The organism is Bacillus infantis NRRL B-14911, assembly GCF_000473245.1.
Classification (GTDB): Bacteria; Bacillota; Bacilli; order Bacillales; family Cytobacillaceae; genus Bacillus_AB; species Bacillus_AB infantis.
In genome coordinates this window covers 2604073-2630440 of sequence record NC_022524.1, presented here as the reverse complement: position 1 = coordinate 2630440, position 26368 = coordinate 2604073, and the positions used below count along the sequence as shown (strand labels likewise).

Sequence of the window (26368 nt, the reverse complement as noted above, 5' to 3'; positions counted from 1 at the left end):
CTTTGCTTCATTCTTTGCCGCATTGCAGGCACCTTTTGTCTTCATCATCTTCTCCGTACATGCGGAGCTCTTTTTCTATCCCGCATGAGATGCACCGTTCAAAATATATTTGCGGCAGGACACCGCATTCAGCCAAAGGGACCCACTCCTCTTCATACAGCGTCCTTGTCATGCCGTAATCAATGAAAACGAGCTGCTTCGCTTCATTAAGACCATAGTTGCTGCTGTCTTTAAGATCAAAAGAGTCGAATTCAGCATCAAGAATCCGCAAAGCTTTTTCATAGCCGGCTTGAATGGATGCCTTGTTTCTATCTCTATCAATCTCAAAAGATTGAAGATTGATTAACGGTACAGGCTCATAGTATTTTTGCACGGCAACAGAAGGATCAGCATAAAAGGTTTCAGCAAACAGGCTGGCCAATCCTTGTGTTTTCATAAATTGAAAAATTTCATTCTCCATTAAAGATTGCTTGTATCCTATTGGATGAAGATGCACTTTGATGGCATAGTTCTTATGCCTGTAAACCTTTCTTGTAGATCCGATTCCGATAAAATTTTCCTCTATGCAATATTTCTGCCATGGTTCCCCTATATGCCCAGTCATAAAGTTACCTCCATTTGCGACCTCCTGATCTCGACAAAGGAAAACAAGATTTGTCGCAGCCAGGAGAAAATGCATAATTTCCGCGTTACGCCCTGGCAACGCTAATACCATATAATGGATAACAAATTTTTCTCCTAAATTTTAGCAGACTATTTCTTTTTAATCAAAAAAACCAGGAATATCTTTCTAATCCTGGGTATATATATTTGAGTCTGTGATATTTTCTGTCCATAGCACGCTGAAACTTTTTGGGCTGTTTATACGTATAATATATGTGAGCTTTTTGTGAACAAGCTGGTTTGAATCGGTTTCCAGTTCATTTTTGCACAGAAACATGATACACTTACACATTATGTTGTGCTTCATTTGCAATGTAAGGGCCAAAGATGTGAAACGGGAAATGGCTTCCCCTGTGCAAGATTTCGATTTTGCAATAGAAAGAGGGTTTTATACTTGAAGAAAACAAACTATATGAATGCGAATATACTAACTAAATTTGCAGGCTTTTATGCATTGGCCGTCCTGATGCTGTGGATTAAGACTTACACAGTGCAGGCCCATGAGTTCAGCCTTGGAATTGACAGCGTCCTGCAGCAGTTCCTGCTTGTGCTGAATCCGCTTGGATCAGCAATGCTGTTCCTCGGAGTTGCCTTTTTCTTTAAAGGGCGGAAGAAATACTTTGCTTTGATTGGAATAGACTTGCTCATGTCTTTCCTCTTGTATGCAAATGTTCTGTTTTACAGGTTTTTCAATGACTTCCTGACACTGCCGACATTGACTCAGACGCAAAACTTCGGCGATGTGAGCGGAAGTGTGACATCCCTGTTAAAGCCGCATGATATCCTATATTTTGCTGATCTGCTGCTCCTGGCTGTATTGCTGGCAAGCCGTTTTGTGAAAATGGATATGGCTGCTGTGCCGCGCAGGAAAGCAGCGGCATTAATGTTCCTGTCATTGGCTATTTCCAGCTTCAATCTTGGACTGGCTGAGTCAGATCGCCCGCAGCTGCTGACGCGCGGATTTGACCGCAACTATATTGTCAAATATCTTGGAATGTACAATTATACAATCTATGATGCTGTTCAAAGTACCAAATCAACTGCACAGAGGGCCTTTGCAGACAGCAATGATGTGACAGAAGTCATCAACTTCACAAAATCAAATCATGCCAAACCCAATGAAAAATATTTCGGGGCCGGTGAAGGAATGAATGTCATTTACCTTCACCTTGAGTCTATCCAGAATTTCCTGATTGATTATAAGCTGCATGGCGAAGAAGTAACGCCATTCCTGAATTCACTCACAAGTGATCAGAATACGATGTACTTCGATAATTTTTACCATCAGACAGCTCAAGGGAAGACGGCTGATGCGGAATTCATGCTTGAAAATTCCCTTTACGGACTGCCTCAGGGCTCCGCTTTTACAACAAAGGGTACGAACACGTATCAGGCTGCACCTGCCATCCTGGGCCAGAATGGCTATACATCCGCTGTTTTCCACGGTAACTCCGGAAGCTTCTGGAACAGGGATGAAATATACAAATCCTTTGGCTTCGATCAATTCTTTGATTCAAGCTATTATGATATGACTGCCCCTCAGGCAGAATACGGCCTGATGGATAAACCGTTCTTTGAGCAGTCCATGGACCATTTACAATCATTGAAGCAGCCTTTCTATACAAAGTTCATTACAGTAACTCATCATTATCCTTATAAGATGGATCAGGCTGAAGCTACGATTGCCCCTCATACAACGGGGGATAAATCAGTCGACAATTACTTCCAGACTGCCCGATACGCAGATGAGGCGCTGGAGCAGTTTTTCGAGGATCTGAAGGAAGCAGGCCTATACGATAATTCCATTATTATTATGTACGGAGACCATTATGGGATTTCCGAAAACCATAATAAGGCAATGGAAGAGGTGCTTGGACATGAAGTCGATGACTTTGTCAGCCAAGGATTGCAAAGGGTGCCTCTGTTCATCCGTGTGCCTGGCATGGAAGGCGGAGTCAATCATGAATATGGCGGCCAGATCGACCTGCTGCCGACCGTACTCCACTTGCTTGGAATAGAGAACAAAGACAATATTCAGTTTGGAACAGACCTTCTGTCAGAGGAGCATGATGAAATCGTTCCTTTCCGTAATGGAGATTTTGCAAGCCCTGAGATTACTTCGACAGGCGGTAAGTTCTACGATTCCAAGACAGGTGAACTGCTGGATGAAAACAGGCTTGAAGAAGCGGAAAAATATAAGCTGAATGTAGAGCAGAAGCTTAAACTGTCAGATAAAGTTGTTAACGGTGACCTGCTCCGATTTTATACACCGGAAGGCTTTGAACCGGTGGACCGCTCGAAATATCAGTACAAGCTGAATGAATCTGCAGAGAATCAAAATGCTGATGCTGAAGAAGCTGATAAAGAACAAATAACAGAAGATCAAATAGAAGAGGAAAATTCAAGCAAAGCTGAGTAGCAGTAAAGGCTGTCCTATAAAAGGGCAGCCTTTTTCTTTTTAGTCCATAGCATGCAGAATTTAGGGAACTTTTCCCAGGATTGACCGTATAGAGGATATGGACCCCAATTGGAAGTGAACGGTTTGAATTCATTATTTTTCATTGTAGGACCAATGATGGTTTTCCTGCTAGTTAGCAGCGGACTCTTTTTCATTCAATATACATGATTCAGCTGGCTGCCGAAAAAGGGATTAAGCTGCTGCTTATACTTACTGCCATACTTAGTCTTTTTATATGGCTGATTCCATTGAATGCAGGATTCAAGAACTTTTTAGTAATTGGCAGATACTGCTAAGTAGGAGGGCACTGATTGTTCTACATAAAGCTCGTAATGGTCGTTCTTTTTTTTCTTTGGATCTTTGCTGCGGTAAGAAAGGAATACCGCAAGAGCCCTGATGAGGATAAAGGGGAATTCTGGAGAGATGCGCTTGGCGGAGGAGCAGGCCTGATGTCTGCAGGCTTGCTTCTGAACTTTGTGAATTTCTTGTTTTTTGATGAAGGTTTGAGGAATTTGTCTTTCTGTTTAGTTCTCGCCGGAATGGTTAACGCCAGCATATATATTTGGAAAGAAAGCAGGAAGCGGAGTTTCATGCTTCTAGGGATGGCGGCGGCAGGCGCGGCTATCTATTACTGGTATTATTTTTAATATTTACTATCATAGTATGTAAAATCCTGGTTTGGAAAGGAGAGTATATGCGATATAAAGACTTAATGGAGATGAAGGATATCACGATTTCATTTCATGATATTTCCGAGCCGAGAATGGAAGGAGCGATGCTGCGCATTACAGTTCTTATAAGCAAAGACGCCACAGACCTGATGATCTTTCCGCATCCCGACAGCAAAGCCTTAAGGGCAGATATTGAGTTTAAGAATTATGTTACTTATTCTGTCGTTCATGATGATTATACGGTTTGGGATAATGAAGAAGTTTTTGAGGGAGAAGTGTTCAGGGTCTATATGAAGTCAAAGCTGCAGGATTTCGTAAAAAAGGAATATGCTTTTCAGGAATCAGAAGGAAAAGAGCTGACGCATTATTCTTTTGCATGTTTTGAGCATCACGTTCACGTGTTTTCCTTTCATGAGCCTGTGATAAGAATTATATAAAAACACCCCTGCAAGGATGCAAATGCAGGGGACATTGTCTATTGAACAGTAATTTCCTCGGTGACTTTATAGTCTTCCCCGTCCTGCTGTGTCATCCAGGCTTCAAGCGTGTACGTTCCCGGGGCAAGCTTAAGCTGGCTAAGGTTGATATCGTAATTCAGCTCTTCAGCAGGCTTCAAAACTTCTTCTCCCTCAGCCTGGAGGAAAAATGCCGCACTTGAGAACAGAAATACTTCTGCTCCGTCCTTATCTTTTACGGAATAGTCGAAACGCTGGGAAGTGGGGAATTTCATTTCAACTTCCTTTTCTGTCTGGTTTTTAATGGTGTACATATAATTCAATGAGCTTTGTTTGTGAAGTTCAGGTTCTACACTGCCTGCAATAATGCCGCTCCCTCCTCCATTTGTGTTATTTTCTGTTTCTTTACCCGGTTCATTATTTTCTGCGCTCGTGCCGCACCCTGCTAAAACAAGTGTCAGCACCAGGATCCATTTATACATCATGATCACCTTTCTTTGCTGCCAGGATTCCTTTTCCCTTTATATATATTGGCGTAAACAGGATAAAGAAAGTTACAGGCAATAAGGGTAAAATAAAGCATAAGCTTTGGTATTTCTTTAATGTTCTGATATCTTTTTCAAAAGGAGGTTTTTTTATGAATTTCGACCATGCCCTATTAGGGGAAAAATATTTCAGCCTGGACGCTGCCCAGGTGGATAAAAGTCCGGATGAACTGGTGATTGCCGATCCTGAAGAATCAGGGTTTTATATCATCAGCAGGGAAAGCTATGAAGAAGGTCCCCAGCTTGCAGGCTACAAAATACTTATTTCTGAAGGGGAATAGCCTCAGCGGGTTTTCCGTACATAATAAATAGAAGTATTTTTCAAAGGGAGTGACGGGTATGACAGCATACACTTCCAGGCAGGATGTGCCTGTTGAAGAAACGTGGAATCTTGAGGATATCTATAGTGATGAAAAGCTGTGGGAGCAGGATTTCGATAAAGTCGGGAAGATGGCTGAAAAGCTTAAAGAGTATGACGGCAACATTCATGATGCACAAGACCTTTACCAATATTTAAAGCTAAGTGAAGAGCTGTCGTACACATTTACTCATGTATATGCTTACAGTATGTTTAAAGCGGATCAGGATACGAGGGATACAGCTGCACAAGCCCTGCAGGACCGCGTCAAACAGCTTGGGGTAAAAGTCGGATCGGCCACTTCATTTTTCATGCCATATCTCCTTGAACTTGATGAAGGGACGCTTAAAGGATATATCGCAGCTGAAGACGGTCTGAAATACTTCGAGGAAGATCTGCTTGAATCTTTTAGGTATAAAACACATGTCCTGACCAAAGAGCAGGAAGAAATTCTTTCACAGCTTGGCGAGGCGCTTTCATCTCCAAGCAATACGTATGGCATGATCAATAATGCCGATATCAAGTTCGGGATGGTAACAAAAGACGATGGCGGGAAGGTCCGGCTTACGCGGGGCATGTACAGCAAGCTGATTGAAGATGAAGACCGCGAAAAGCGGAAGGAAGCTTATAAAGCTTATTACAAGCCATATGTCGAACTGAAAAATACAATTGCATCCACCTTGTCTGCTGCGATCAAGAATAATGTGGCGACATCCAAGCTTCGCCGTTATCCTTCTGCATTGGAAAAAGGGCTTTTCGGGGATAATGTCCCGAAAGAGGTTTATGAAAACCTGATTCAATCGGCAAAGGATAATATTGCGCCAATGCATGAATACAACAGGCTGAGAAAAGAAAAGCTCAAGCTTGATGAGCTTCATCAGTATGACTTGAGTGTCCCTCTTGTAAGCGGGGTGAAACAGGAAATTCCTTATAATGAGGCCTATGAGATTATGCTGAAGGCTTTGGCACCGCTTGGCGAAGATTATGTCCAGACATTAAAGGACTTTAAAGATGCGCGATATCTCGATGTCCGCGAAACCCCGGGGAAAAGATCAGGCGCTTATAATATGGGTGTCTATGGTGTTCATCCTTATATCCTCCTGAACCACCAGGATGATTTGAACAGCTTATTCACACTGGCGCATGAGTGCGGGCATGGGGTGCACAGCAAGCTGAGCAGCCAGCATCAGCCGCAGATCTCAGCTCGCTACAGCATTTTTGTTGCCGAAGTGGCATCAACGGTCAATGAGGTGCTCTTGATCAACTATCTGCTCGATAACGAGAAGGATGAAAATGTGCGCAAGCATTTACTCAATCACTTTATCGATAAGTTCAAAGGAACATTCTTTACACAGGTTATGTTTGCCGAATTTGAGAAGGTCACCCATGAATATGCAGAGCAGGGCAAACCGCTGAATGTCGAAGTGTTCAACGGGATCTATGAAAAGCTCTTCCGTGAATACAATGGCGAAGAGCTTGTCTTTGATGAAGAGGTGAAATATGGCTGGTCCCGTATTCCGCATTTTTACCGCCCGTTTTATGTGTACAAATATGCCACCGGCTTTGCTTCAGCCATCCATCTTGCCACTAAAATACTCGAAGGTGACAAACAGACGCTTGAGTCTTATATCGAGTTCCTGAAGAGCGGAAGCAGCGATTACCCGCTTGAACTGCTTAAGAAAACTGGAGTGGATCTTACTTCACCAGAGCCTATTGAAAATTCTATGAAGAAGTTTGGCGAGCTTGTGGAGGAATTGGAGAAGACTCTTTAGAGAAGGAAATGCGGATATAAAGGGTTATTCAAGAGGTTCAATTTTAGATCCTACAAAAATTCATAACTGCCGGGGAACTTGGGAAAAATACTTCCATCAATAAGATGGAGGTATTTTTTTGGAGAAACAGCGTATTCGATTAACTTCATCAGAAACTGGCGGATTATGGACAAATTTTGTATCAGACAGCATGTTCAGATGTGTTTATCAATATTTTATTGCTTGTACAGAGGATCGTGAAACGAAAAACATCTTGAGCCATGCCCTCGACTTAGCTGAACAGCATATTAAAGTGATATCGGGAATTTTCAAAGAAGAAGGGCATTCAGTGCCCGCAGGCTTTACTGATGATGATGTCCATCCTGATGCACCCAGGCTGTTTTCTGATGAATTTTTTCTGTATTATACAGAGCAAATGGCTAAAGGGGCACTGGTGACTTATGGCGCCATCCTGCCTTTAACGTACCGGAATGATGTCAGGGAGCATTTTATGTCGTGTATATCATCAACAATGGAATTGATGAATGAAACGAAGGATTTGCTCCTTTCCAAAGGCCTTGAAGTGCGGTCGCCTTATATCCCTCCTCTTGCAAAACCAGAGATGGTAAAGGGGGAGCACTTTCTTGCAGGCTGGCTCGGTAAGCAGAGACCGCTTACCGCAATTGAGATCACACATCTATTCGCCAATATCCAGACCAATTATTTTGGCGGGACCCTTGTAACAGCATTTGCACAATGCGTTAAAGATGAAGAAGTTAAGCAGTATTTTGTGCGGGGAAAGCAAATCACCAAAAAACATACCAGAATATTCAGCCGGTATCTGCAGGAAAATGATCTGCCTGCGCCGGTCACTTGGGATGCTGAGATAACGGACAGCCAGGAGCCGCCTTTTTCTGATAAATTAATGATGTTCCAGCTGAACATGATGTCCGCTGCAGGAATAGGAAATTACGGTACAGCAATGTCTGCCAGTCCAAGGAGAGATATTGCTGCTGACTATAGCCGCCTTCTGGCTGAAGTGGGTTTATATGCAGAAGACGGGGCACAGATTCTTATTAATCATGAATGGATGGAAAAGCCTCCTCATGCTGCGGATCGGGATAAACTTATTAAATAAGTCTGCTTTAGAGCTGATTTTCGGCTCTTTTTCTTATTTTGAAGGTCATTCTCTCTATTATCAGAATTAGAAGAAGAAATTCTTAATGATTTGGACCGACCTCTCGATAGGAGGATGCTTGAGAAATACTTCACAGGTACAGAGGCTGAGGGCAGGAGCGGCTATTTCGCCGGGGCTCAAATCATCAATAGCCTGATGTCAGGCGGGATGAGCCTTAAGGATTTGAATTTTATGGAAACAGACCGGATTATGAAGGCTTTTTATTCTTACAAAAAATCTCATTGTTTTAAAGGAATGATGGCTGAAACAGAGAATAATATGTAGAAAGAGCGAAGGGGGATGGCAAAATGGCTGGAAAAGAACCGATGAATGATGCAGTGGATCATATGAAAAAGATTGAGGGGCTGCCGGATGCAGCAGATGTGCGCAGCCTTCCGAAACCGATTAAGATCATAAAATATGTCATTATCGGTTTTTTCCTGTTTTCAATTGCTGCCGTCATCATTATGTCCTTCTTTAACTGATGGCTTGGTGAAGGGTGAAGCAGAGTTTAATAAGACTGAATCCAGCATTCACATGAACACTATTCAAAGCCTGACTGAAAGATAAGCAGCTTAGAAAGAAGGTAGGGAAAAGGAAATGAAGCAAATTGCAGGAGATATTTCCCTCATGCCACTGAGTGAAGATGATATTCAAGGATTGATCACGCTTTCCGCAGCGGTCGGCTGGGACTATGAACAGGAAGAAGTCTTAACGATCCTTAAATCTGGAACTGTTCTGGGCCATAAGACTATGGCCGGGAAGCTTGTTTCCTGTGCCGCACTGATCCCATATGATAAAAGCCTCGCATGGCTCGGGCTGGTGATTACAGATCCCGGCTTCAGGGGAACAGGTCTCGCCAAAAAGGTGGTGCAGGGCTGCCTGGAATTGGCCGCTGATGGAACAAGCATTTTGCTTGTTGCCACTGAAGAAGGCAGGCCATTATACCTTAAAATGGGCTTTTCAGAAGTTGACACCATACATAAATATCTATGCCGGGATTATAATCAGCCATCAGTCTCTGGGAAAGGGAAAGTTTCAGTCATCAAGGGATTCAAAACTGATTATTTTGATAGTCTAGTAGAGTTCGATAAACCAGCCTTTGGGGACGGGAGGACGGCTTTCCTGAAAAATAGAATAGCACAGGCTAAACAATGCCTGCTTGCTTTTGATTCAGAAGGAAAGCTGATTGGTTATGGTCTTTCGATTCAGGGCCCAGTCAATCTCATTCTTGGCCCCATTGCAGCAGAAGATCCTGAAACTGCCTCCCTTTTGCTTGACCGGCTTGCCAACGGCCATCAGGGACAGCTGAGGATTGATGTGCCGTCAGGTCAGGATGATTTTATGGAAATGATTGAAAACAGAGGTTTTACGCTTTCTGCTTCACCTCCTGTCATGGTGTTACATGCGGAAGCCATGCCTGCAAGAAATGGCCGTTTGTTTGCTTTGGCGGCACAGGCATTTGGGTGAGGAATAGAGAAAAAGCAAATTAACAATAGAACATGAAGCAGGATGGCCTGTACAATAAGAGAATATCATGTCAAGCGGAGAGTAAGAGGAAATAATGATCCGTTTTAGTAAGGGGAACGGTAAACTCTTGTCAGTGATCCTTTACTGAATAAAGAAAGGTGGAGAGTCAAATGTGGCTCTCCACCTTTTTTATTTATTTTTTTCCGATTAACCGGATCGATTTATGTCCGCTGTGGGGATGTGAAGAGGCAGAGAAAAGCTGGCTTAAATACAGCCCCTCAAGCTCTGTGCAAGTCATTTCCCCCAGTTCTTTATTGTCCTGGAATGGTGCAAGTGCCATCAATTTATCGAGAATAAGGTTTCTGCGAGATTCTTCCTTCGTCATCATCAAAATGCTCATCCCCCTCAATTATTCTGCTATGGCTAAAGAATGTGAATTAACATATTATGTATAACTATAATCCTTATATATCCGATTTGTCAAGTTGGTATTAAAACTCTTTTAAAGAGGCTCTTTTCGTAAAGGTTGTTGATTCGGAATTATTTACTTTATTTGGTAGTTTATAAAGAGAGGTTTACTCAGCTAAGGGTACTGAAGGAAGGGTATTGAAGAAACAGGTTGGCGAATCCTTATTGAAGTGTATGACCAGGAGCATTAAAATAAGCGGAGAATTTCCGGTTAAGCTGCTTGATATGGCTCTGGCGGGTGTAAATAAGGGTAGATTTTGCGGTTAAGGAGAGCGAAATTGCTCATTTTCCTATTTTTTGAATCAATAGCCGGAATTTCTCCGTCTATTTGAGCTATTTTTAGAGATTTTTCGAGTTTAGGGGGAATTTCTCCGCTTATTTTTTCCCTGTCATAGATTCCCTCACTCTGATTGACGGTTATGCTGTTTGAATGTTGAGAGGATGAGCAGCATTTGTCTCCTAACTTCTTAAAAAGATAGCACTATTTTAAGCGAATAGAGCCTTGAGAAAAGAAGGATTCTGCCAATCTTTCATTGAAGTGGAAGGGATGAAAGGGGAGATAAGCAATGGATTTGCAAATAGCATCTATCGAGACAGAAAGACTAGTCATACGCCCATTCGAGCTTTCTGATTATGAAAATTGGTATAAGGGATTCTCGGACAGAAGCCCTTCATTATATAAGTATGATGAAGGAAGGCCAATCACTATGGAGCATAACACTAGAGAACGGTTTGAGAAATGGATCAGAGGTTTTGCGGAAGCAGCCATGAAGGACCAGATGACAAACCTTGGCATATTCAGGAAAAAAGATGGCCTTAATGTTGGTAAAGTTGAACTGTTCACTATCCTGAGAATGGATTATCAGTGGGGAATGATGGGCTATTCCCTTCATAACCAATTCTGGAAAAAAGGCTATGCTACAGAAGCGGTGTCTGCGGCAGCTGAGATATTTCATGAAAAACTCGGCTTCCACCGCCTTGAGCTGCATATCAACACCGATAACCGCCCATCCATATCCCTTGCCGAAAGAAGCGGCTTCCATTATGAAGGCACACGAAAGAAGTTCGCCTTTGAAAATGGAGAATGGACGGATTTTCTCATTTATGTGAGGTATTTTTAGGCATTGGAGGAAACCGAAAAAGATTTATTGGTGGTGCAGGATAACATTGTAAAGGAAGCTTGACGTAAAGTGTCCTTTACAATACACTTATTGTACTGGAGGAAAAATATAGAAACCTTCAAATAAATGATGAAGGAGAGAAAGTGATGGCAACAAGAAGAAATTATATGCTGCTTGCCGGATTATTTGTATGCATTTTTCTTTTAAGGCTGCTAGTACTGCTCTTGGCTGGATCCAGCTTTGGAAGTACGGAGCTGATTGAGCTTTCCAACTGGGGAGCGCTGGCATTTATGGGATGCAGCATTGCTTATTTGTTACCGCAGTTCAAGAATAATGATGAACGCGTTAAGATGATTAAACAAAAAGGGCTGTATTATGTCATTTTATTTTCGCTTCTATGTCTGGTTATTTTGAATATCTTCATTCAAACAGAAGTTCTCGCACTCACGTCATTGGAGGTCGTTCGACTTCTTCTCTCAATCATTATTATCGCTGTCTGGACATCTTGGATAATTCTTTCTAAAAGATTATAAACAGTCCGTGTCAGGCACTCTGTATAGACAAAATGCAGCAAAGTGTCCGTGTGAGGTGCCTGGCACGTTATTTTTTTCTGTTGAGATAGATGGCCATGGAGAGGTAGATGAAGATCACCATAATCAGAAAAACTGGTGTAGGTATTGGGTTTGGTTCCATTATCAGCACCCCAATTTTTACTTTAAGTCTTTTAAGTCCGGGTGAAAGAAGCATAGCAGTATGATGATTATAGGCAGGGATAAGGCTAATGCCAGTTTTGGTTTTTTGCTGTGAAGCCTGATCATTGTGAAAAGGATGATATTAAATACTCCAGACCATATGATACTCCAGCCATTTTCATAGATAAAAAGCCCTTTTTTGTAAAAGACATATTCAAGAGCCGTGAAGTAAGCGATCCATATGGCTATATAAGCAAAACTCTTTTTGCCTTTAGGATAAAACCGGAGGTAGATCATTAAGACAACGGGCAGTACAAAAAAAGTGAAAGCTAATTCAATCAGCGTGTGGTTAAGCCAGTCAACCGTTACTGCATGATAACTCCAAAGAGTATGATTATAGAAAAGGAAATTATATAAAAGATTGCAGATGATGAAATACTGGATAGTCGGATAAAATTCATTCCAGCGCTTCCAGTCGACCAGATAGACCGCAAATAAGATATAGACAAGAATAACCAGTAAAAGGTACATATGATAAGCCTCTCCCAAATAGTAGTAACATTATATCCACTAAAGGAAACACTCAATCAGAAAAGCCAAATCTCACAAATCAAGCATGATTATTGCAGCAGCGTGTCGAATACATTCTACAGGAGAAGAAAATAGAAGAATTATCGTAATTCCTATATCAAGGGGGAAAAATATGCCGCACCATATAAGAGTCAGGGCAGGAGCCGTCATTATGGAAAATGACTCAATCCTGCTGATTGAATTTAATGATGAAAACGGCCTCCATTATAATCTGCCGGCAGGCGGCGCCGAACCGGGAGAAACGGTCAAGGAAGCTGCCAGAAGGGAAGCAATGGAAGAGGCATCAATAGATGTTGAAGCAGGTCCGCTTGCATTTGTTTATGAATATGCTCCGCATACAGCTGAAGGCAGGTTCGGTGAGACACACTCACTCTGTCTGATGTTTGAATGCAAAATAAAAGAAGGGTCTCATGCTAAAATGCCGGATAATCCGGATCCGCAGCAAACAGGAGTCAGGTGGGTAAAGCTATCAGAGCTTCACAAAATTATCCTTTATCCAAATATGAAGGAACATATATTGGAATACGCCCGTAATAAAAGGAATCTGGAGCTTATTGAGGAACATAAGCTCGAGGAGTATGCAGCAGATCCTGCGGGGAATAGTTTGTATTAAAATTGTACTCATAAATAGCTTAGTACAGCCTTAATCAATAGCGGTCAACAAAACCTCTGGCAAAGCATAACAGCCTTCACATTGAACCATCTCTCAAGAGGCAGGCATCTGCCTGAGAAAACAGAAGGCAGAATTGAAACATTTTCCTTATTTAATCGTATATAGATTAGATGATAAACGCAGCGGGGGACATTTATGATTAATAATAAGAGAATGTTTACAGCGGCTCTCGTCCTTCTGGGTGCCGTAATGGTTTTGAATTTCCCCTTTCCTCATAAGTATCCGCTCGGAGAGGGCTTACTCACCATTTTCAATATACCGGTCACTTTGGAAAGCGGAATTCATTTGCCAGGTATCTTAGTCCTTATATTGCTCCTTGGAAGCTTTTATCTGCTGGCCAAGTCATTTGATATGTTTAAGGGCCGGGCCATACTGGCAGCTATTCTGGCTGTTTCCCTGGTGCCGCCATTCCTGGCAGATATGTATCAAAGAACAGCAGCAAGCGGGATATACGCAGTAAAGTATGAAAAAGAATTGAGTACTTGCCTTTTTGAAATGGGAGAAAGGAAACACTTGCATGGAACCTGTACAGTACCCTTAAAAAACTATAGCAGCCGCGGTGCTGATTTCAGTCTATCGTTTAGCGATTATCCCGACACTGAAATACCTTTTGCTTCACTTATGAATAAGGCAGGTCCTTTCAGCATACATCTTGATCCAAATGAGGAGCGTTTCATTGAACTTACAGCTGATATAGATGTCTCGGGAATGGACCATTATACAGATAGCGGAGAAGGAAGCTACATTAATATTGTGATTGAGGCGGAGGGGAAGGAAAGGCGGCTTTGAGCGGCCTTTTAAATTCATGATAAAAAGAATGCTGCATCGGGATTTACTTTTCAGCAGCTCTCTTATTTTTCCGTGACCAAACGGAGAAAATCCATCGCCGCTTTCTGGTGTCAAACAGGATATCCAGCAGGAAAAACAATATTGAACAGGTGATGACTGAACCCCTTAGCAGTAGATTCTCTTCCGCCAATAAAAAGGCCAGAAAAGTAAAAGCACCATAAATGAAGACTGAAAATAATGTCTGCAGTGCAATATTCCCTTTAAAAAGAGCGGCTGGAGCAGAAGCAAGCAGGGAAACAGGCAGACCGTAAAACAAGGTGCCGGCAAGCGAAAACATAATGGTAAGAAAAAGTCCCAGCAAAGTATCAAGCAGGGGTTCCCGGCCTGTTATTATAAAGCCTATCAGATATATAGATAGAGAAAAAATCAAGGAAACTGCAATGGCTGTAAGAAATTTTTGATATAACATAAGATACCTTCCCGTTATTGAATTCAATTGCCATTATAAACAATTTTCCTTAATATTGCCCAGCCAAATAAATCCACTCCCGGAGAGATGCTGAACATGATGTTTTTTAAAATTATATTGATGCTGTTTTCATTGTCAGTATCTTTCTATAAAATCTTCTTAGCCTTCACTGCTGACCAGGGTACAGCTGCTTTTACAATTCGGCTGACAGCAGGCATAATAATGGCCATTCTAGCCTGGGTGGTCTATAAAGAGCGTCATATAACCAGAAAGCAGCGTCTGCTCATGTGGCAGAAAAAAGAAGCGCCTAGAGGTATGGCACTTTATCTGTTTAAATGGGCAATAGGCTGGGGTATATTGGTCGGCTTCATCGTTTTTTCCAGCCTGGCTGAATTCAGAGAAAACGAAGATTTATGGGGAGAATACTTAATTTACGTGTCTGCCAATATATTGGCAGGTTTTATTGCCGGCTGGCTTACTTGGCGGAATAACCAAAATGAAACAAGGAATGTGAGTATTATGAATGAGGACTGCTCCTAATTGGAGCAGCCTTTTTTTTGGAGATATAAATAATTAGAATAATAATAATAAAAAGCAGACGTTCCAATACACGGGGGATGCTTTCAAAATCTATGTGTAATGACCAAACAATATTTGCAGTATGTCCAGATTCTATCTGCATATGTTTTTTACTGATATATGGAAATAATATCAGCATGTTCAGGTCATATTAACGATGTAAAAGGTTTTGACAAGGGGGGGCATCATGATGCATCAATCAGAGACCCGATTGGAAAAACTGCTAGGGCAGAATATAACAGCAAGGCATCAGGGCAAGGAATACTCTTTGGACCATTATTTCCAGCAGCCAATCGTACATAAGCAGATCAATGGAGAAAAGGTGTATGTCCCATTGGACCTGGACAGAATCTGGAATCAGCCGAGTTAGGGCTGAATGAATAGGAGGGTTTGAGCATGAACGAAGGTGCAGTGTCTATTTTCGCCCTTGGCGGCGTAAATGAAATCGGCAAGAATATGTATGTTCTGCAATCCGGTGATGATATCATAGTCATCGACTGCGGAGGGAAATTTCCTGATGAAAGCCTGATGGGCATAGATTTAATCATTCCTGATATTTCTTATCTTGAAGAAAACAGATCAAAGATAAAAGGTTTGATTATTACACATGGGCATGAAGATCATATTGGAGGCATCGGCTATTTTCTGAAGAGGGTGAATGTCCCTGTCTATGGAACAAGGTTTACTCTGGGCCTGATTGAACTGAAATTGACGGAGCATGGGATTCTTGCTGATACTGAACTGATTCAGATTGACTCTGACACTGTTCTGGAACTCGGCAGCATCAGGGCAAGCTTTTTCAAGGTCAACCACAGCATACCGGACTGCCTCGGGATTGCTTTTCAAACTCCGGAAGGATTGGTCGTCCATACAGGCGATTTCAAATTCGACCTGACCCCTATGAATGAGCAGTATGCGGATATCCATAAGATGGCGGAATTAGGGACAAGCGGTGTGCTGGCTCTTCTTTCTGAAAGTACAAATGCGGAGCGGACCGGTTTTTCTCCGTCCGAAAGAATTGTTGGTGACCATATTCTGGAGGCTTTCGTTAAGGCGGAGAGGAAGGTCATCATTTCCACCTTTGCTTCTAATGTGAACAGGGTCCAGCAGGTGGCAGATGCCTGCTTCAAAACGGGGCGCAAACTGGCTCTTCTAGGCCGGAGCATGATCAATGTAGTAGGCGTCGCAATGGAACGAGGCTATCTGACTATACCTGAAGGCATGCTGATCCAGGGATCGGATACCGATTCGCTGCCTCCTGAAAAGGTGTGTATTTTGTGTACAGGAAGCCAGGGGGAGCCAATGGCCGCTCTTGCCCGGCTGTCCAGGAATAATTTCAGGGATGCCGAAGTGCTGCCGGGAGATACGGTCATTCTTGCAGCAGGTCCTATACCCGGGAATGAACGTGGTGTGACCAAGATAATTGACAATCTTTATATGCTTGGCGCAAATGTCATATACGGCTCTGGCAGTTCAACCGGAATGCATGTTTCAGGCCACGGCTACCAGGAGGATCTCAAACTGATGCTCACTCTGATGAAGCCTAAGTATTTCATTCCCATACACGGAGAATACCGGATGCTTCATCACCACAGGCTGCTGGCTGAGTCTGCAGGTGTAGAAGAGGGACATACATTTATTGTGAAAAACGGGGATGTCGTGGATATTGAAAATGGAACAGCCCGCCAGACCAGGGAGGTGCCATCAGGCAATACCCTTATTGACGGAATGGGTGTTGGAGATGTCGGCGAGGTTGTCCTCCGCGACAGGAAGCAGCTGTCAGAGGATGGAATGCTTGTCATCGTCTTCACCTTCAGCAAGAAGGAAAGGAAAATTGTTTCAGGGCCTGATACTATATCACGGGGCTTTGTCTATACGCGCGAATCTGATGATCTGCTGAGAAAAGTGAACAGTATTGTCAAAAGTACAGTGAATGATCTAAGGCAGGAAAATTACTACCAAAGAAATTCCACCAAGCAGAAAATCAAGAGAGCAGTCGGGCAATATTTATTCTCCGAAACGAAACGGAAGCCGATGATCCTGCCGATCATCATTGAGATTTAAAAAAGCCCAAGCTGCATCGCCCAGCCTCCCTGCATATATTGCCCATATGCTCAAGCAGGGAGGCTGAATCATGAGGATTGAAAAGCTGAAAACCTATTACGGCTATGATCTGCTGATTGACCGGGTGCTGTATAAAAGATGCTTGAACTGTGAGTCCTGGTTTCCATATGAAGATGAAATGGGTTTTTGCCGTTCATGCATCCGCAAGGCACACAGGCATCAAAAGTGATTATTTGGTTATAGAAGGAAGGAAGAATGGTTGAACAATAAATTAATCGATGCAATGGATGAAGAGACTAAGAAAGAAGTCAGCACCGCAATAGCAGGACTATCATTCACAAAAAATTTCCGGTCCCCTACTGCTGAGGAATGGTATGTGTTCCTGCCGGGATACCAGGATCCGCAAACGGGCGGAGCAGCAGGGAAGGCAATCATCCATTATAATATATACGATACAAAGCATTTTAACATCAATACGACGATTATTTGGGATGATCCGGCACTTTGCATAGCAGGCAGGCATAAATTTGTGTACGCTGTTTGTGATGAAATTGTCAATCGTCTTGTAGGCTATGCCGATACACTGCTGTCTGTCCATTCAGGTGAGAATTCATATAATGCAGAATACAGGCAATAGGGAAATTCACAAAACTGAATCTCCCTTAGTTTGTTTTCAATAAAATTATTATGTAAACTAAATCAAAAATTTTATACTTTGCATCTTGTGCAAAAAATTACCTGCTCCAATGGGCAGGTATCTTAAGGGGGGGTGGCAGCTTAGTCGAAAGGTTTCCCATAGAAGCATTCACTTGTGCCTGCGTCAAAAAAAGGCATCCTCTCAGGTCTGCTCCGCAAATATTGGCATCCCTTAAATCTGCGCCAAGCAAATCGCATTTGCGCAAATCGGCATTCTGCAGATTTACTGCAATCAATAGTGCCCCTCGCAGGCTGGCTCCTCTGAGATCTTCCCCTTTTAAAGAGGCACCTATAAAATCACTGCTTCTTTTCAATTTGGACATTACCTTAGGGGACCTATTGTAAGGGACATTTTTCCTGTATAGTTCACTGCTTTTGTTCAGCAATTCACTGACCATACTTCTGTGTGCATGAACATCGAGGTTTATAATGGACTTAGCCTCCAGCAATGTCAGCAGCTTAATGCTGTCCAAGGCAGACTGAAGTTCATCTTTTAGGGGAAGTGTTTCTTTCAGGCTAAGTGCCTCTGTCAGATACAGAAGCATTTCATGGAGGTGCTGCATCACAGGGAATACCTCGAACATCTCGGTTGCCATCTCAGGGTTTTTCCGCCAGTCTCTGCCTGCGTAAGTGAGCTGCGAGACCTTCTGCCCGGCTCCAAAACACTCGTATACAGTGCAGCCTTTAAATCCTTTCTCTCTTAGTGCTTCATGGGTCCTGCACCGGTAGTCATCCTGCAGATTCGGGCAGGGAGCACCGCTGCTTTTATCTATGGCAAAATCTGCAGACTTTGCAAACGGGAGAGCCACGCAGCAGAGGCCGAAGCAGCTTTCGCAATCAGAGGAAAGGTCTTTGTATGAATTCTTAGGTTCGGTTGATTGAGCAGCCAAAACGCACACTTCCTTTAAGCTTGTCTATAGGAAATTATAACATGGTGCCAGGCATCAGAGTGGAGGATTTTTACAAATGAAATATAGAGAGAATACGCATCTGTTGACATTATGGGAGAAGCATCTTAAAATTATCTCGAATTAAAGATAAAAATCAGAAGGTTAAATACCCTAAAAATAGGGGAAATCAGAGAAAGATCAATACAATTAATAATTTTGGAAGGTGATAGGGATGGAACATATTTTTCGAAAGGGTGCAAATCCGGATAAACCGACTCTCCTGCTCTTACACGGGACGGGGGGAAATGAGAGGGACCTGATTCCGCTGTCTGTCATTATAGATGAAGAAGCCTCTGTGCTGAGCGTAAGGGGAAATGTGCTGGAAAATGGGATGCCGCGCTTTTTCCGGAGATTATCGGAAGGTGTATTTGATGAAGAAGATCTTGTTTTCCGCACAAGTGAGCTGAATGAATTCCTGGATGAGGCAGCTGCCAAATATGAGTTTGACCGCAGCAATATCTTCGCCGTCGGCTATTCTAATGGTGCCAATATAGCTGCCAGTTTGTTATTCCACTATGAAGATGCCTTAAAGGGGGCAATCCTTCATCATCCGATGGTGCCGAGAAGGGGTGTAGAGCTGCCTGACCTGACCGGTACCTCCGTCTTCATCGCCGCCGGCAAAAACGATCCGATCTGCCCGTCTTCAGAATCAGAAGAACTGACATCTCTTCTGGAGGACGCCAATGCAGATGTTGAGCTGCACTGGGAGAATTATGGGCATCAGCTGACATCACAGGAAGCGGAAGCTGCTGCAGAATGGTATAGGAGCAAAGTAAAATAATGATATTTGACAAAGGCTGGCCATTTTTATGGTCAGCCTTTTTGATTAGAAGATATATTTAGTAATGGAAATTATGGTAAAATAGTGAAAACTTAAAGGGGGAGTATTCATGTTTAATTTGGATTTGGATGAAGAGTTCTCACTTAGGCTTTATAAGCCTGAGGATGCAGAAGAGCTATTCATTTTAACCATCGAGTCAAAGGAATATTTAAAGCAGTGGCTGGGCTGGCTGGACTATACCAGGACAGCAGAAGATTCAGCCAGCTTTATTCAATCTTCTCTTAATGCGTTTGAGAAGAATGGAGGGCATCCCCAGGCTGCGGCCATCATTTACAAGGGGAAAATAGCCGGCACGATAGGATTTAATGAAATCAGCACGCTTCACAAAATCGGCGTAATCGGCTACTGGCTTGGCGAGAAGTACCAGGGAAAAGGAATCATGAGCAAGGCATTTTCAGCCCTGGTAGACTATGGGTTCGAAAAAGCAGGTCTAAACAGGATAGAAGTAAGGGCTGCTTCCGGCAATATGAAAAGCCGGGCTTTACCGGAGCGGTTCGGTTTCGCGGAAGAAGGCTTAATACGAGAAGCAGAATGGCTCTATGATCATTATGTAGATCATATAGTTTACGGTTTATTGAAAAGGGAGTATTCAGGAAGAGAAACAGAAGTTTTACATAGCACGACCATTTGATAACCGCCCTGTGCGGTTTTTTTTTTGTGAAAAAGTGTAGAAAAGTATAATTCTGAATATATTGTTTTATCAGAATTTGTTATACTGTTTTAGGAAACCGGTTTCAATATGAAGAAAGGGGCAGTGAATATGATACATAAAGAATTGAAGGCCTTTCCCCAGAACTTCCTTTGGGGGGCCGCTTCTGCGGCCTATCAGGTAGAAGGGGCCTGGAATGAAGAGGGCAAAGGTCTCTCCAATTGGGATCAATTTGTCCGGATCCCTGGAAAGACATTTAAAGGGACCACAGGCGATACAGCTGTAGGCCATTACCGCCGCTATAAAGAAGATGTGCAGCTGATGGCTGAAATGGGCTTGAAGGCATACCGTTTTTCGGTTGCCTGGGCGAGAATCTTTCCTGAAGGAAAAGGAAAAGTGAATGAAAAGGGCATCGAGTTTTATGATTCACTGATCAATGAACTGATCAAACATGATATTGAACCTATCGTGACTCTATATCACTGGGATTTGCCGCAGGCACTGCAGGAAGAATACGGCGGCTGGGAATCCCGGCAGATCATTGGAGACTTCACAGCATACAGTACAGAACTGTTTAAGCGTTTCGGCGATCGGGTCAAATACTGGGTCAGCCTGAATGAGCAGAATATCTTTACCATGTTCGGCTACCGGAATAGCATGCACCCGCCCGGGGTAAAGGATGACAAGCTTTTTTACCAGGTGAATCATCATGCCAATCTTGCAAATGCCAGTGTGATAAAAGCATTCCGCTCATATGTACCGGAAGGGAAAATCGGGCCAAGTTTTGCCTACACGCCTTCGTACCCCCGCTCTCCTGAACCAAAGGACATCATTGCCAGCGAAAATGCAGAAGAGCTGAACAGCCACTGGTGGATGGATGTCTACGCATGGGGGAAGTATCCGAAAGCTGCGTGGGATTACTTAGAGAAGGAAGGGCTGGCACCATCGCTGGAAGCAGGGGATCTGGAGCTCCTGCAAGAAGGGAAGCCGGACTTTATGGGACTCAATTATTATCAAACCGCTACCTTTGAAGCCAATCCGCTTGATGGGGGAGTGTCTGAAGGTGAAATGAATACCACAGGCAAAAAAGGGACCACTAAGGCCTCAGGTGTGCCTGGACTATACAGAACAGCTGACAACCCATCCCTGGAAAAAACGAACTGGGACTGGACAATCGACCCGCAAGGCCTGCGTGTGGCACTCCGCCGGATCACAAGCAGATACCAGCTACCAGTACTGATCAGTGAAAATGGGCTGGGTGAGTTCGATAAGCTAGAAGAAGATGGAAAGGTGAATGATGATTACAGAATTGCTTTTATCCGTGCTCATATCCAGTCCATGCAAGAAGCTATTTCCGATGGAGTGGAGCTGCTTGGCTATTGTGTCTGGTCCTTTACCGACCTGCTGAGCTGGCTTAATGGATTTCAGAAGAGATATGGCTTTGTATATGTTAATCAGCATGAAGAAGGCGAGCATGACCTTAAAAGAACAAAGAAGAAGAGTTTTTATTGGTATAGCGAAGTAATAAAAAGCAATGGAGAAACGTTATAGGCTTATAAAGAAAAAAGGGAGCGTAATGCTCTCTTTTATTTTGGAAATCGGTTTCTGTGAGGAAGAAAAACCCTGGAAATTAGTTTAATAACAGCGTTGATTAACTGATTTTAAAGAGAGTATTATTATATTAGTCTAATTTCAAAAAAAAATATTGACTAAATTTTCAAAAATATAGTTGATTTCTGAAAAACAGGCTCTTATAATAACAAATGAAAGCGGTTTCCACCCATTACGGAAACCGGTTTCCATACTTATTAAATTTTAGACAGGTCCTGGGATTCTATTGGAGGGGGTGGCTGAAGGCAGGATTGGGCAGGTTCTCAAAGGGATGGTTCAAATTTACTTACTAATAATGGGGGAGATTCACTTGAAATGGAATAGCCTAAAAAAAATAGCGGCATTCGGAGCATCATCTGTTCTTGCGTTATCGCTTGCAGCTTGCAGCGGCGAGGAAACTTCATCCGGAGGATCCGATGGAGGCGGCGACGTAACCCTGAGCTTCTGGACCTTCGGAGCTACCAATTATGAGGAGCTTGCAAAGAAATATACAGAACAAAATCCGAATGTCAAAATCAAAGTGAAATCATCAGAGACCGCAGATCACCATGATGCCTTATTTACTGCATTATCAGCCGGCAGCGGGGCGCCGGATATTGCCATGCTGGAAATTGACCAGTTCGACCGCTTTAAAGTTGCCCAGGACCGTTTCGAGAACTTATACGATTTAGGTGCCAAGGATGTACAAGATCAATATCTGGATTGGAAATGGAAGGGCGGAGAAAATGCGGATGGAGACTTCCTGTTCGGTATGCCGACCGATATCGGGCCGAAGGCTTTGTATTATCGTGTAGATCTATTCGAGGAAGCCGGTCTTCCGACAGAGCCTGCCGAGGTGGAGTCACTCATCAATTCGCCGGAGGCTTTCCAGGAAGCTGGCATTCAGTTGAAGGAAAAGACCGGCAAACCATTCGTCGATAGCATCGAGATGGCGTACCGTGCCTATTTGGATGCAGCAGAAAGTACTTATCTGAATCCTGATGGAGAGCTTCTGCTTGAAGAAGACGGTAATGCCGTTAAGGAAGCGTACGATTATGCCGTTAAGCTCAATGAATTGGGCATCGTTGGAAAGTATGACATGTGGTCTCCTGAATGGTCCAATGCTGTCAATAAAGGCGAATTTGCAGCAGAGCTTGGAGCTGGCTGGCTGAAGGGCTGGATGGAAGGCAATGCGCCGGATGCAGTAGGCAAGTGGAGAGTTGCCACACTGCCGAAGGAGTTCGCTGCAAACTGGGGCGGTTCTTATATAGCTGTACCGAAGGAAACAAAAAATGCACAGGCAGCATATGACTTTATCGAGTGGCTTGTTGCACCTGAACAGCAGCTTGAATCCTTCCAGAGCAAGGGACTGTTCCCTTCTGCACCAGCTGTCTATGATATGGATGCTTTCAAATCAAATGAAGATGAATTCTTTGGCGGACAGGTAACTTCGACTGTATTTGCAAATGCTGCCCAGGATATCGAAGGCGCTGTCTTTAAAGGCGAGAAGTACTTCCCGGTTCACCAGGAGGTTGTAAATGCCCTGAAGAATGTTCAAAACGGCAAAGATCCTGAAAAAGAATGGAAAGCTGCCATCAAACGGGCAAAAGACTTACTAGGAAGATAAAGAATGAAAGGGGAAATGGCTTATTTGAGCCATTTCCTGATTTATGCATAGAAAAGAGGCGGAAACATGCAAACAGCTGCCAAAGAAAGCAAGACGGGTACAGGCCAGATGACTGGAACGAAAAAGCGTCTGTCTGAATCAAAGAAAGATATGATATCCGGCTATTTATATATTGCACCTTTTTTTATCATTTTTGCCATCATTGGCCTTTATCCGGCCCTATTCAGCTTATACCTGGCTTTTCAGAAATGGAACGGACTAAGCCCAATGACGTTTGCCGGTCTGAATAACTTCAAAATTGTACTGGAAGATCCGCTCTTCTGGAAATCGGTTTACAATACAATTGTGATGGGGCTTTTAGGAACAGCACCACAGCTGATTATCGGTATCATTCTGGCCTTTCTGCTCAATCTTACGTTCATCCGGTTTAAAAATTTCTTCCGGGTTACGATCTTTATGCCTTATATCACCTCCATGGTAGCAGTGGCCTTGATCTTCAGCGTCCTGTTCAGCAACCATGAAACGTCGCTGGCCAACTATGTATTGGGCCTTTTCGGCTTTGATCCGGTCAACTGGGGAGCTTCCGAATGGGGGACAAAAATCGCCATCTCCATTATGGTTTTCTGGAGATGGGTCGGCTATAATACGATCATTTTCCTGGCTGGGATCCAGAGTATTCCGAACGACTTGTACGAAGCGGCAACAATCGATGGAGCAAGCAAAACGCAGCAGCTTTTTTACATTACACTTCCGCTGCTGAAGCCGTTTATTCTCCTGACCGTTTTCTTCTCAACAGTCGGTGCGCTCCAGCTGTTCTCAGAGCCTACTGTATTCCTTGGGGCCGGAGCATTTTCAAGGGATGAAGCAATGACGATTGTTATGTATTTGTACCGTGATGCGTTCAAACTTCAATCATTTGGTACAGCATCTGCAACAGCCATCATTCTGCTTGTCATCATCGCTGCTTTCGCAACCATCAATACGATGCTGACATCCGGATATGGGCGGGGCAAAAGGAGGGCTGCGAAATGAGCATGAACACTGCCAAAAAGAAACCAGGAAAAGGGAATCTGCCGATCTACTTGTTTCTGAGTATTGCTTCTTTAGTCTCCCTTTTCCCTTTTTACTGGATGTTTGTAATGGCGACGAGTCCAAGCTCAGCATACAACACGATTCCTCCGACACTGACACCTGGGAATCTGCTTGTGGACAATTTCAAGAAAGTACTGAGCAATATTGATTTTTTCAACGCAATGTGGAATTCCTTTATCATCTGTGTGGTTGTTACGCTTGTGGTACTGGCGATCAGTTCACTGGCCGGTTTCGCATTTGCAAAGTTCAAGTTTCCCGGGAAAAATATTCTATTCATCTCAATCCTGGTAACCATGATTATTCCGCCGCAGCTCGGCCTCATCCCCCAGTATTTCCTGATTTCCAAAGCTGGTCTTCTGGATACACTTCCCGGGGTGATGCTCCTGTTCTTCCTGAATCCTCTGGGAATCTTCCTGATGAGGCAATATGTGAACGAAGCTGTGCCGGATGAATTGATAGAAGCGGCCAAGCTGGATGGGTGCTCTAACTTTAGGATCTACCGCAGCATTGTCCTGCCCATCATTCTGCCTGCCTTCGCCACGCTGGGGATCATCGTGTTTACGGCTGTATGGGGAGAGTTCCTGTGGCAATTTACTGTGCTGAGGGACCCAGAAATGTATACAATTCAGGTGGCTTTGGCCAATCTCAGCAACACCCATAATATTGATTTTGGGATGATCATGTCAGGTGTTTTCTGGGCTACCGTACCTCTTTTGGTCATATTCCTGATGTTTAACAAGCTTTTCATTTCCAGCATTACAGAAGGGTCTGTAAAATAATCGGACCTTTCTGATTCTGGAGATTGAAAGGAAAGGGAACAGCTAGTAATCTAGTAACAAAGAACATAATTTGGAAGCAGAAGGGATTCTCATGAGCCTAACGATAAAGAATATTGCGGAAATTGCAGGTGTCTCTGCCGCTACCGTATCAAAGGTCATCAATAATTACGGAGGCATCAGCGAAAGAACGAAGAAAAAGGTAATGGATGTCATTCTTGAGATGGATTATGAACCAAATTTCTCAGCGCGGTCGCTCGCCACGAAAAAATCCAATCTGATTGGCCTGATTTATGCCGGCAAAATCAATGTTGACATGACCCACCCATATTTCAATGAAGTCATTTCTTCTTTTAAAAAGAATATCGGCATGCTCGGCTATGATATCCTCATGTTCTCCAATGAAAATTTCCGGCAGGACAATGGAAGCTATATGGCAAGATGCAGACACTTCAATGTGGACGGCTGCCTCGTCATTGCCGGGGAAGAAGTAGAGGAAGCAGTACATGAGCTAGCTAAGGCTGACTTTCCATGCATCGGGATCGACATTGAACTGTCAGGTCCGAAATCAGCCTTTGTCATGACAGATAACGTGAATCTTTCCCGAAAGGTCATTGAACATCTTTACCTGAATTCAGTCAGGGATGTTGGTTTTATAGGAGGAATGAAGGGATCTGTCATTTCCAACTTGCGGAAGAAGGGATTCCTTGAGGCCATGAACCAGTTCGGCCTGGAAATCAGGGACGACTGGATTCAATATGGTGATTATCATGAAGACAGCGGCTATGATTGCATGAAAAGGATCCTTGAGGGGAAAAGGAAGCCAGAGGCTGTCTTTGCGGCCTCAGATTTAATGGCGCTTGGAGCATTAAGGGCCATTAAGGAAGCCGGGCTTTCCGTCCCTCACGATATAAGGGTGATTGGCTGCGATGATATTGCTGCCTGCCGCTACAGCGATCCCAAGCTGTCGACTGTAAAACAGGATAAAGAGAAATTCGGGAAACTGTCAGCTTATATGCTGAACGATCTCATCAACGGCAAATCCCAGCCGCGGCCTGCCCTGATCGACTCTGAGCTGATCATCAGGGAATCCTGCGGAACACATCTGTAAAAGAAGGAAAATGATCCTTTGGCGAAAGGATATATGGGGGTA

The 26368-nt window shown here is 43.4% G+C and carries 31 protein-coding genes; 25 read left to right on the top strand and 6 right to left on the bottom strand.

Translation table 11 applies throughout. The annotated features are described in order from the left end of the window. Positions 1 to 7: 7 nt before the first annotated feature. Complete coding sequence (locus N288_RS13285; RefSeq protein ID WP_022543973.1) at positions 8 to 604, bottom strand: hypothetical protein; 597 nt, start codon at positions 602 to 604, stop codon at positions 8 to 10. A 471-nt stretch (positions 605 to 1075) separates the two neighbouring features. On the opposite strand from N288_RS13285, the gene N288_RS13280 reads away from it, so the two are divergent. The 3 genes from N288_RS13280 to N288_RS13270 all read left to right on the top strand — a co-directional run bounded on the left by N288_RS13280 (position 1076) and on the right by N288_RS13270 (position 4229). Continuing rightward, positions 1076 to 3082 carry an LTA synthase family protein gene (locus tag N288_RS13280; RefSeq protein WP_035402433.1) on the top strand — a complete coding sequence of 669 codons (2007 nt, stop codon included), beginning with the start codon at positions 1076 to 1078 and terminating at the stop codon, positions 3080 to 3082. Positions 3083 to 3432: 350 nt separating this feature from the next. After that, positions 3433 to 3768 carry a hypothetical protein gene (locus tag N288_RS13275; protein WP_022543972.1) on the top strand — a complete coding sequence of 112 codons (336 nt, stop codon included), beginning with the start codon at positions 3433 to 3435 and terminating at the stop codon, positions 3766 to 3768. Positions 3769 to 3815: 47 nt separating this feature from the next. Then, a complete protein-coding gene (locus N288_RS13270) occupies positions 3816 to 4229 on the top strand; it encodes a hypothetical protein (protein WP_022543971.1) in 414 nt (137 codons plus the stop codon). Positions 4230 to 4267: 38 nt separating this feature from the next. Here N288_RS13270 and N288_RS13265 read toward each other — a convergent pair whose 3' ends face one another. Next, positions 4268 to 4732, bottom strand: a complete 465-nt coding sequence (locus N288_RS13265; protein WP_083783098.1) for a BsuPI-related putative proteinase inhibitor — start codon at positions 4730 to 4732, stop codon at positions 4268 to 4270. Positions 4733 to 4884: 152 nt separating this feature from the next. Between N288_RS13265 and N288_RS13260 the strand changes: the two genes are divergently transcribed. From N288_RS13260 to N288_RS13240, 6 genes are all read left to right on the top strand, one after another. Further along, positions 4885 to 5073 (top strand): hypothetical protein, encoded by a 189-nt coding sequence (locus N288_RS13260; RefSeq protein WP_009793387.1) that lies wholly within the window; start codon positions 4885 to 4887, stop codon positions 5071 to 5073. Between the two features lie 58 nt (positions 5074 to 5131). Next, positions 5132 to 6922 carry an oligoendopeptidase F gene (gene pepF / locus N288_RS13255; protein ID WP_009793388.1) on the top strand — a complete coding sequence of 597 codons (1791 nt, stop codon included), beginning with the start codon at positions 5132 to 5134 and terminating at the stop codon, positions 6920 to 6922. Between the two features lie 118 nt (positions 6923 to 7040). Then, positions 7041 to 8039, top strand: coding sequence for a DUF3231 family protein (locus tag N288_RS13250; protein WP_022543969.1), 999 nt, complete (start codon positions 7041 to 7043; stop codon positions 8037 to 8039). A 114-nt stretch (positions 8040 to 8153) separates the two neighbouring features. After that, entirely contained in the window at positions 8154 to 8363 is a 210-nt protein-coding gene (locus N288_RS13245) for a hypothetical protein (protein WP_009793390.1), read from the top strand. A gap of 23 nt (positions 8364 to 8386) precedes the next feature. Then, complete coding sequence (locus N288_RS25405; protein ID WP_009793391.1) at positions 8387 to 8563, top strand: hypothetical protein; 177 nt, start codon at positions 8387 to 8389, stop codon at positions 8561 to 8563. 115 nt (positions 8564 to 8678) lie between these two features. Next, positions 8679 to 9548, top strand: a complete 870-nt coding sequence (locus N288_RS13240) for a GNAT family N-acetyltransferase (protein ID WP_009793392.1) — start codon at positions 8679 to 8681, stop codon at positions 9546 to 9548. Between the two features lie 193 nt (positions 9549 to 9741). Here the strand turns inward: N288_RS13240 and N288_RS13235 are convergent, their stop codons facing one another. Further along, positions 9742 to 9939, bottom strand: coding sequence for a hypothetical protein (locus tag N288_RS13235; protein WP_022543968.1), 198 nt, complete (start codon positions 9937 to 9939; stop codon positions 9742 to 9744). Positions 9940 to 10582: 643 nt separating this feature from the next. Between N288_RS13235 and N288_RS13230 the strand changes: the two genes are divergently transcribed. Together N288_RS13230 and N288_RS13225 are read left to right on the top strand one after the other, a co-directional pair. Next, on the top strand, positions 10583 to 11137 hold the full coding sequence (locus N288_RS13230; protein WP_009793394.1) for a GNAT family N-acetyltransferase: 555 nt from the start codon (positions 10583 to 10585) through the stop codon (positions 11135 to 11137). A gap of 146 nt (positions 11138 to 11283) precedes the next feature. Beyond that, a complete protein-coding gene (locus N288_RS13225; protein WP_009793395.1) occupies positions 11284 to 11670 on the top strand; it encodes a hypothetical protein in 387 nt (128 codons plus the stop codon). A 177-nt stretch (positions 11671 to 11847) separates the two neighbouring features. Here the strand turns inward: N288_RS13225 and N288_RS13220 are convergent, their stop codons facing one another. Next, positions 11848 to 12360, bottom strand: a complete 513-nt coding sequence (locus N288_RS13220) for a CBO0543 family protein (RefSeq protein ID WP_022543967.1) — start codon at positions 12358 to 12360, stop codon at positions 11848 to 11850. Positions 12361 to 12532: 172 nt separating this feature from the next. On the opposite strand from N288_RS13220, the gene N288_RS13215 reads away from it, so the two are divergent. Further along, complete coding sequence (locus N288_RS13215; protein WP_009793397.1) at positions 12533 to 13033, top strand: NUDIX domain-containing protein; 501 nt, start codon at positions 12533 to 12535, stop codon at positions 13031 to 13033. Positions 13034 to 13228: 195 nt separating this feature from the next. After that, positions 13229 to 13882, top strand: a complete 654-nt coding sequence (locus N288_RS13210) for a hypothetical protein (RefSeq protein ID WP_022543966.1) — start codon at positions 13229 to 13231, stop codon at positions 13880 to 13882. A gap of 43 nt (positions 13883 to 13925) precedes the next feature. Here the strand turns inward: N288_RS13210 and N288_RS13205 are convergent, their stop codons facing one another. Next, positions 13926 to 14351 carry a hypothetical protein gene (locus tag N288_RS13205; protein WP_009793399.1) on the bottom strand — a complete coding sequence of 142 codons (426 nt, stop codon included), beginning with the start codon at positions 14349 to 14351 and terminating at the stop codon, positions 13926 to 13928. A 96-nt stretch (positions 14352 to 14447) separates the two neighbouring features. On the opposite strand from N288_RS13205, the gene N288_RS13200 reads away from it, so the two are divergent. The 5 genes from N288_RS13200 to N288_RS13185 all read left to right on the top strand — a co-directional run bounded on the left by N288_RS13200 (position 14448) and on the right by N288_RS13185 (position 17631). After that, on the top strand, positions 14448 to 14891 hold the full coding sequence (locus N288_RS13200; protein WP_022543965.1) for a hypothetical protein: 444 nt from the start codon (positions 14448 to 14450) through the stop codon (positions 14889 to 14891). Positions 14892 to 15117: 226 nt separating this feature from the next. Beyond that, complete coding sequence (locus N288_RS13195) at positions 15118 to 15300, top strand: hypothetical protein (RefSeq protein ID WP_022543964.1); 183 nt, start codon at positions 15118 to 15120, stop codon at positions 15298 to 15300. Between the two features lie 26 nt (positions 15301 to 15326). Further along, a complete protein-coding gene (locus N288_RS13190) occupies positions 15327 to 16994 on the top strand; it encodes a ribonuclease J (RefSeq protein ID WP_009793402.1) in 1668 nt (555 codons plus the stop codon). Between the two features lie 70 nt (positions 16995 to 17064). After that, positions 17065 to 17223, top strand: coding sequence for a hypothetical protein (locus N288_RS25165; RefSeq protein ID WP_009793403.1), 159 nt, complete (start codon positions 17065 to 17067; stop codon positions 17221 to 17223). A gap of 54 nt (positions 17224 to 17277) precedes the next feature. Then, on the top strand, positions 17278 to 17631 hold the full coding sequence (locus tag N288_RS13185) for a hypothetical protein (protein ID WP_009793404.1): 354 nt from the start codon (positions 17278 to 17280) through the stop codon (positions 17629 to 17631). A 97-nt stretch (positions 17632 to 17728) separates the two neighbouring features. On the opposite strand, the gene N288_RS13180 is transcribed toward N288_RS13185, so the two are convergent. Next, positions 17729 to 18580 carry a pentapeptide repeat-containing protein gene (locus N288_RS13180; protein ID WP_009793405.1) on the bottom strand — a complete coding sequence of 284 codons (852 nt, stop codon included), beginning with the start codon at positions 18578 to 18580 and terminating at the stop codon, positions 17729 to 17731. 232 nt (positions 18581 to 18812) lie between these two features. Here N288_RS13180 and N288_RS13175 point away from each other — a divergent pair, with 232 nt between their 5' ends. The 7 genes from N288_RS13175 (at position 18813) to N288_RS13145 (ending at position 26326) form a co-directional block, all read left to right on the top strand. Next, complete coding sequence (locus N288_RS13175; RefSeq protein WP_022543962.1) at positions 18813 to 19421, top strand: alpha/beta hydrolase; 609 nt, start codon at positions 18813 to 18815, stop codon at positions 19419 to 19421. A gap of 109 nt (positions 19422 to 19530) precedes the next feature. Next, positions 19531 to 20112, top strand: coding sequence for a GNAT family N-acetyltransferase (locus tag N288_RS13170; protein ID WP_009793408.1), 582 nt, complete (start codon positions 19531 to 19533; stop codon positions 20110 to 20112). Between the two features lie 129 nt (positions 20113 to 20241). After that, on the top strand, positions 20242 to 21681 hold the full coding sequence (locus tag N288_RS13165) for a glycoside hydrolase family 1 protein (protein ID WP_009793409.1): 1440 nt from the start codon (positions 20242 to 20244) through the stop codon (positions 21679 to 21681). A 331-nt stretch (positions 21682 to 22012) separates the two neighbouring features. Further along, positions 22013 to 23347 (top strand): ABC transporter substrate-binding protein, encoded by a 1335-nt coding sequence (locus N288_RS13160; RefSeq protein ID WP_371931557.1) that lies wholly within the window; start codon positions 22013 to 22015, stop codon positions 23345 to 23347. 66 nt (positions 23348 to 23413) lie between these two features. Then, a complete protein-coding gene (locus N288_RS13155) occupies positions 23414 to 24379 on the top strand; it encodes a carbohydrate ABC transporter permease (protein ID WP_009793412.1) in 966 nt (321 codons plus the stop codon). Next, entirely contained in the window at positions 24376 to 25218 is an 843-nt protein-coding gene (locus N288_RS13150; protein ID WP_009793413.1) for a carbohydrate ABC transporter permease, read from the top strand. The genes N288_RS13155 and N288_RS13150 overlap by 4 nt, the downstream gene beginning before the upstream one ends. A gap of 91 nt (positions 25219 to 25309) precedes the next feature. Continuing rightward, entirely contained in the window at positions 25310 to 26326 is a 1017-nt protein-coding gene (locus tag N288_RS13145) for a LacI family DNA-binding transcriptional regulator (RefSeq protein ID WP_022543959.1), read from the top strand. Positions 26327 to 26368: the final 42 nt, after the last annotated feature.